Raw genomic sequence first — 6,335 nt, 5'->3', positions numbered from 1 at the left:
CAACTGCTGCTGTTCATAACAATACAGATTATATTGAGACTACAACTACAGAATATTCTAGTGCTAAAATGACGCTTGATCATACTGGTGGATATGTTGCTCAATTTGATGTATCTTGGGATGAAGTCTCATATGATCAAAATGGAAAAGAAGTACTAACCCATAAAACTTGGGAAGGAAACAACAGAGACAGAACTGCTCATTTCAATACAGTTATACCACTTCCGCCGAATTCAAAAAATGTAAAAGTTGTAGCAAGAGAATGTACAGGTCTTGCATGGGAATGGTGGAGAACAATTATTAATGAACAAAATGTTCCATTAACAAATGAAATGAAAGTTTCAATTGGAGGAACGACATTATACCCAAGTGCTAATATTAGTCATTAGTTAATAGAGGTACTATATGATTATGATGTAACGACAGATAACTAAGGTGATGTATACGCCTTAGTTATCTTTTCATTCAATGAGAGTACAATGTAAAGGATAATATTTTAAAAATCCCGTCACATCAATATTTGTATCCCATCTATACTGAAAATAAAATTAGTTTAATTTTAAATTTAACAAATCACTTACGATGATATTAGATATGTTATACAAAAAATATTTTGAAATTAATTTTCGTACATAAATAAAATCCGATGAAATCTCACCGGATTTTGCTCCTTCAAAAAGGTAACATATTCAATTTTTATTTTATTGTACAATACGGAAAATTCTGAATTAAAATGCTTTACGTTGATAAATGATTAATGATACCCCACATGAAATGATATAAGCACATACGATAATCATCGTAGCTATGGCATACAAAGTAGGTATAGATAAGCTGAAAATAGTATCAGTAACGGTACTAAACTCTGTTGCAAGAAATTGTACAGCACCTGGACCAAAAGCAGTTAATACTAAAAATAAAGCCATAATAATCAAAAGCATATGATCTTGTTTAAATTGATAAAATAGTGGAAATGTAATGGCTGCAAATAGCAAAAATAATGCATTGCCCATTACAATATGCTCTACAGTAAATGACTTTTGGAAGATGATAAGCATTGCGCTTGTTACAGCAATTGCCAACAACATGTAAACAATTGCTCCAATATAACGTGAAGCGACAATTTCCTTACGTGTATATGGCAAAGAATTTAATAAAATATTTGTTTCTGCCTTTGCATCATAGGCATGCGTATTAAATGGAATCAAAATACTTGCAATCGTAAATATTAAAATAGGGTGCTTGTTCATCACAATAAAAAAGATAATGAAGCCTAAATAAACTAGTAATTGTTTCTTCTGTAAAATTAAATCGCGCTTGATTAAATTAAGCATGGTGCCCTACTCCTTTCGAGTAATACATAATATCTTCTAATGAGGCGCGTTCAATCATAACCTCATTACCAAAAATTTGTTCAACTTCAGCTACATTATTTGTTAATGCCTCAAAGCCAGTCGGTGCACGATGAATATGCATAAAGGCTTTTTCTGTATCGCGATCTAATAAGTCCGTACTGCCTTTTACTAATGCATAGTTTTCTTCCACCTCATGAATTGACTGATTAAACATTAATTGTCCCTTTTTTAAAAAGGCAATAAAATCAGCGATGCGATCTAAATCCGTCGTAATATGTGTAGAGAAGAAAATTGTGCGATTGCCATCAAGCATTAATTCATGCAGTAAATTGAGTAACTCACGTCTAAAAATTGGGTCTAAACCTGCTGTTGGCTCATCCATAATAATCAACTCAGCATGATGTGATAGAGAAAGTGCTAATGAAGCCTTCATCTGCATACCTTTTGAAAAAGTTTTAATCGCTTTATTCATCGGCAGTTCAAACTGCTCTACATACTGCTTAAATATCATCTCGTCCCAATTTTTGTAAGCGGGTGCGACCATTCGCTTAATATCCTTTAGAGTTAAGCCCTCATAAAATACGTTACTATCAAAAACAAAACCGATGCGCTCCTTAATTTCCTTTTCGTGTGATGCGTAGTCTAAGCCGAAAATTTTAATCTCACCTGCATCTGGCTTTAATAAGTTCATCATCATTTTAATGGCTGTCGACTTCCCAGCACCATTTGCGCCAATGAAGCCTGTTACAAATCCTTTTTTGATTTGTAAATTTAATTGCTCTATCGAAAAACCTTGAAATGTTTTACTAACATTGTGTAGCTCTACTATATTCTCCATACATTTTACTCCTCATATAAAATAGTTAATAATTCTCGCAGTTCCGTTAAGGGTAGCCCAATTTCCTTACTATTCGTAATGACAGACAATAACTGTTCTTCAATAACTTTTAATTTTTTCTCACGTACTACATCTAAATTTTGTTCAGCAACAAAAGAGCCCTTACCTACAATCGAATAAATAAATCCTGTTCTTTCTAGCTCCTCATACGCGCGCTTTGTCGTAATAATACTGACTTGCAAATCCTTGGCGAGCTGGCGCATTGATGGGAGTGTCGTTCCCTCTTTTAAATCACCACTCAAAATTAGTGATTTTATTTGATTGGTAATTTGTTCGTAAATCGGCTCCTTAGAACTGTTTGAAATAATTATCTGCATGCAAATCCCTCTTAGTCTTTATATTGTATATACACTCTATATACAATATATAAATTTTATATCAAAAATGCAATGATTTTCCAGATTTTTTTTTTGTAAAGGGTACTCATGTAAATGAATAGTAGGTTTAATCATGGGAGTGAGTATATTCAAATTTATCCCGTAAAAGCTCGATTGGTTCAACTAATAATCAGTGGGGGATGAAGAAAATTCCCACTGATTAAAATTTCACTTTATTTTAGACAGCGTATCAAGAATGTTATAAGTGTGAATGCAAACGTCTATTATGTGTAGTTAAAACATTTAGAAATCCTCTTAAAAATTTTTAAGGAATTTCTAAAAAATAGATAAATGGGAATAACGGGAGGTGGAACATATGAAGCAATTTGCGAAAGGAGCATGGAGAAAAAAGTATGGGGAATTGTAAAAGAAAGCATTTATATTGCAGCAACATTTATTACAACTTATCTTTTCTTTATTTTCTAAAACAGAAGCTATCCCAGTATATGGGATAGCTTCTGTTTAAACGGTCTAAGTATTCAAAAAAGATAAAGAGTTTTGTTAGCTGTACCGTGAAAATTCCAAAGTGTTAAAGTCGTACGATGGGCGCTTTTACGGTTCCCTAAATCCAAATGCTCCAATAAGAACAGGGATGAGTAATATGAAAATAACAGCTAGAAGTGGAACAAAAATACCGACAAACTTCCATTTGCTTGGTTCGTTCTTGTTTATAGCTATCATGCTGAATATGAGGCCGAGGATGATGCAAGCGGTGCTAATAAAAAAGAAAATGATTGGTAAAAAACTTAAATTTGCTGCAAGGGCATAACTGAGTGAAAATGAAACAACTCCAGCTAATGTAACCCACAGAGAGAGAAAGCTATATTTGTTAAACAAAGGAATCACCTCCATACATCCATTTTAGTGTGGAAATTTTCTAATTAAAAGGTATCTTTTTGCTTTTTTCCCCAATCAGAGTACAATGTAAAATAGCAAGAAAAGGCGAAAAGTATTTACAGGATTATTGCAAGTAGATAGCGTAAAAGGCAGTAAGGAATTGAGAGGAGGTTTTTTCTCTGGATATAAATAAAGAAACAATCATTCACCTTTATCATACAAACGATATACATAGTCATTTTGAAAACTGGCCGCAAATTTCTCGGTTTGTACAAGAAGAGAAAAAGCGCAGACAAAAAGCAGGAGAATCTGTTTTCACATTAGATATTGGCGATCATGTGGATCGTTTTCATCGTATAACGGAAGCAACGAATGGAAAGGGCAATACGAAATTATTAAACGAAGCGTTATATGATTATGTAACGATTGGAAATAACGAAGGAATTACATTAGCGAAGGAGCATCTTGAACATTTATATGATGAAGCGAATTTTGAGGTGCTTGTAGCTAATTTATTTGAAAGAAATGGAACGCGTCCTAATTGGGCAAAACCGTACAAGCTGCATACAACTGCAGATGGAGTTACGATTGCTTTTATCGGCTTAACGGTAGCTTATCCAGAGTTCTATGAAATGCTGGATTGGCATATTGAAGATCCGATTGCACATTTGGAAGTAATTTTAGAAGAAGTGAAAGAAAAAGCTGATGTTACTGTTGTTCTTTCTCATCTTGGAAAGAATGCAGATGAGTATATGGCAGAGCATTATGATATTGATGTTATTTTAGGGGCACATACGCATCATTTGTTTGAGCGTGGTGTTCTTGTGAATGGGACTTTGCTTTGCTGTGGAGAAAAGTGGGGGCATTATGTCGGACATGTTCAGCTAACGGTGGATCTAGAGACAAAAAGAGTGACAGAAAAGGATGGGAGAGCGATTCGTACAAATCGTCTGTCAGCTTACGGAGAGTCATTGCCGACGATTGAAGCGTTAGAGAAAGAAAGCGAACTCATTATGGCAGATCCGATTGTTGAGTTAAAAGAACCATTGCCGATTGATTGGTTCCAGGAGACACAAATTTCCCGTATGTTAGCAAGTGCATTAAACAAATGGTGTAATGCGGAAATTGGGATGGTCAATGCGGGTGTGTTATTAGAAGGATTAGAAGAAGGAATTGTAACGCGCGGAGATATCCACCGCATTTGTCCACATCCTATTAATCCATGTGCACTAAAAGTAAAAGGAAAAACATTACGAGATGTTATTTTAAAAGCACGTCGTCCAAATATGGAACAACTTGAGGTGAAAGGCCTTGGTTTTCGCGGGAAAGTTATGGGGAAAATGATTTATGATGGCCTGGAAGTTACATTAGATACGATTCCTGGAAATAAAATTTTACTCGAAGATGTATTGATTAATGGAGAATCATTAGAGTTAGAACGTATATACACTGTCGGAACGATTGATATGTTTACATTCGGGTACTTATACCCAGAACTATCCACACTTTCTGAAAAACAATATTATATGCCAGAGTTATTGCGAGATGTGTTAACAGAGATGTTGATAACTTATACATCTTCCATCAAACTATAGGCTAGTTAACCTGTAACACTCATTTTTCTCTTTTCATAAAGATAAGAAAGAGAGGAGTGTGTGAACTATGGTTAATGTGGAACCAATTATCATTGATAACTATACGTTTATAGCGGTTAGCGTAAAGCTTCCGAAAACAAATTTGCTGGCTGTTATGAGCGATAAGGGATATATTATGTGTGGAGCTTTAGATGTCGGTCTATTAAACGAGAAGTTAGGGGACCGAGGTATTATTGCTGGCCGCGCAGTTGGTGTGAGAACGATTGAGCAGCTTCTTGAAGCGCCGCTTGAATCGGTAACGACTGAAGCCGAGGCTCTAGGCATTCCAGCAGGAACAATTGGAAAAGATGCTTTATTAAAAATGATATAGGTATATATCGTCCCTCTTTCTTGCATAGAAATGATATAAGAAGGAGGGTTTTTTTATGCGTACATTTCGTCCAAAAGCTTCGCGTTTCCGAAAAGGACCACTCCCCTTTCGGCATGTACTACTCATTTCGTTTATCATTTTTTTATTGTTAACTTTACAAGGATTCTGGATTGTGAATAAAAGTATTCAACCTACATTAATAAAATATGGAGAAACGCAGACACATAAAATGGCAACGGTTGTGATGACGAAAGCGGTAAAGGATCGAATTAAGGAAGGGTTTGATGTGGATTCATTAATGAAAGTACAAAACGATAAGAATGGAAGAGTATCCACAATCGATTTAAATACAAAGCAAGTAAATGAGATTTTGACATCGACTACTGCATACATAGAGAAATATTTGCATCAAGTGGAGAAGGGGGATATGAAGGCACTCGGTCTTCCAGAAGAGAGCGGAGTGTCAATGTCTGTTCCTCTTGGACGCATAACGGATAATGCACTCCTTGGTAATTTAGGGCCGAATATTCCGATTGATTTTACAACAATTGGTCATGTGAATACGGATATTAAGCAAAATGTAAAACCGCATGGAATTAACAATACAGCGATTGAAGTTGTTATGGAGGTACAGGTTACGCTACAGGTAATTATTCCATTTCGTACAAAAGAAATTACAGTAAAACAAAATATCCCAATTGCAACGCGAATTGTACAAGGAGAGGTACCATCTTATTATGGAAGCGGCGGAGTTGTTATGCCAGATAGTAAAGGGAAGAAAGCGGATGATTAAATCATTCGCTTTTTTATGTTGTATTGCTTTTTTAAGCTAATGCTAAAAAATATGGAAAATTTTATCGAATAAAGCAAAGGATTAACAAAATATGTATTATAACGGATGAG

At 35.0% G+C, this 6,335-nt stretch carries 9 protein-coding genes; 5 read left to right on the top strand and 4 right to left on the bottom strand.

Annotated elements, in window-relative coordinates; all coding sequences use genetic code 11:
* Positions 1–389: thiol-activated cytolysin C-terminal domain-containing protein (locus tag C568_RS31140; RefSeq protein ID WP_018782878.1), on the top strand; the 389-nt coding region annotated here is incomplete at its 5' end.
* A gap of 339 nt (positions 390–728) precedes the next feature.
* Here C568_RS31140 and C568_RS0123475 read toward each other — a convergent pair.
* Genes C568_RS0123475 through C568_RS0123465 form a run of 3 tightly spaced genes read right to left on the bottom strand, consistent with a single transcriptional unit; the run spans position 729 to position 2,570 of the window.
* On the bottom strand, positions 729–1,334 hold the full coding sequence (locus C568_RS0123475; protein ID WP_018782877.1) for an ABC-2 transporter permease: 606 nt from the start codon (positions 1,332–1,334) through the stop codon (positions 729–731).
* The gene (locus C568_RS0123470; RefSeq protein ID WP_018782876.1) at positions 1,327–2,193 is read right to left on the bottom strand and encodes an ABC transporter ATP-binding protein; all 867 of its coding nucleotides are present in this window, start codon (positions 2,191–2,193) and stop codon (positions 1,327–1,329) included. The genes C568_RS0123475 and C568_RS0123470 overlap by 8 nt, the downstream gene beginning before the upstream one ends.
* 5 nt (positions 2,194–2,198) lie before the next feature.
* Positions 2,199–2,570 (bottom strand): GntR family transcriptional regulator, encoded by a 372-nt coding sequence (locus C568_RS0123465; protein ID WP_003208951.1) that lies wholly within the window; start codon positions 2,568–2,570, stop codon positions 2,199–2,201.
* 351 nt (positions 2,571–2,921) lie between these two features.
* Here C568_RS0123465 and C568_RS36150 point away from each other — a divergent pair, with 351 nt between their 5' ends.
* Positions 2,922–3,056 (top strand): hypothetical protein, encoded by a 135-nt coding sequence (locus tag C568_RS36150; RefSeq protein ID WP_003201647.1) that lies wholly within the window; start codon positions 2,922–2,924, stop codon positions 3,054–3,056.
* A gap of 126 nt (positions 3,057–3,182) precedes the next feature.
* Here C568_RS36150 and C568_RS0123455 read toward each other — a convergent pair whose 3' ends face one another.
* Positions 3,183–3,476, bottom strand: a complete 294-nt coding sequence (locus tag C568_RS0123455; RefSeq protein WP_141522328.1) for a hypothetical protein — start codon at positions 3,474–3,476, stop codon at positions 3,183–3,185.
* Between the two features lie 170 nt (positions 3,477–3,646).
* On the opposite strand from C568_RS0123455, the gene C568_RS0123450 reads away from it, so the two are divergent.
* From C568_RS0123450 to yunB, 3 genes are all read left to right on the top strand, one after another.
* Entirely contained in the window at positions 3,647–5,062 is a 1,416-nt protein-coding gene (locus tag C568_RS0123450) for a bifunctional metallophosphatase/5'-nucleotidase (RefSeq protein ID WP_331271564.1), read from the top strand.
* Positions 5,063–5,129: 67 nt separating this feature from the next.
* Positions 5,130–5,432: a YunC family protein gene (locus C568_RS0123445; RefSeq protein ID WP_003201652.1), complete on the top strand. Its 303-nt coding sequence runs from the start codon at positions 5,130–5,132 to the stop codon at positions 5,430–5,432.
* A 55-nt stretch (positions 5,433–5,487) separates the two neighbouring features.
* A complete protein-coding gene (yunB, locus tag C568_RS0123440) occupies positions 5,488–6,225 on the top strand; it encodes a sporulation protein YunB (RefSeq protein ID WP_003201655.1) in 738 nt (245 codons plus the stop codon).
* Positions 6,226–6,335: the final 110 nt, after the last annotated feature.

Source organism: Bacillus sp. 95MFCvi2.1 (assembly GCF_000374965.1).
GTDB classification, from domain to species: domain Bacteria; phylum Bacillota; class Bacilli; order Bacillales; family Bacillaceae_G; genus Bacillus_A; species Bacillus_A pseudomycoides.
This window is presented reverse-complemented; position numbering and strand designations above follow the sequence as displayed.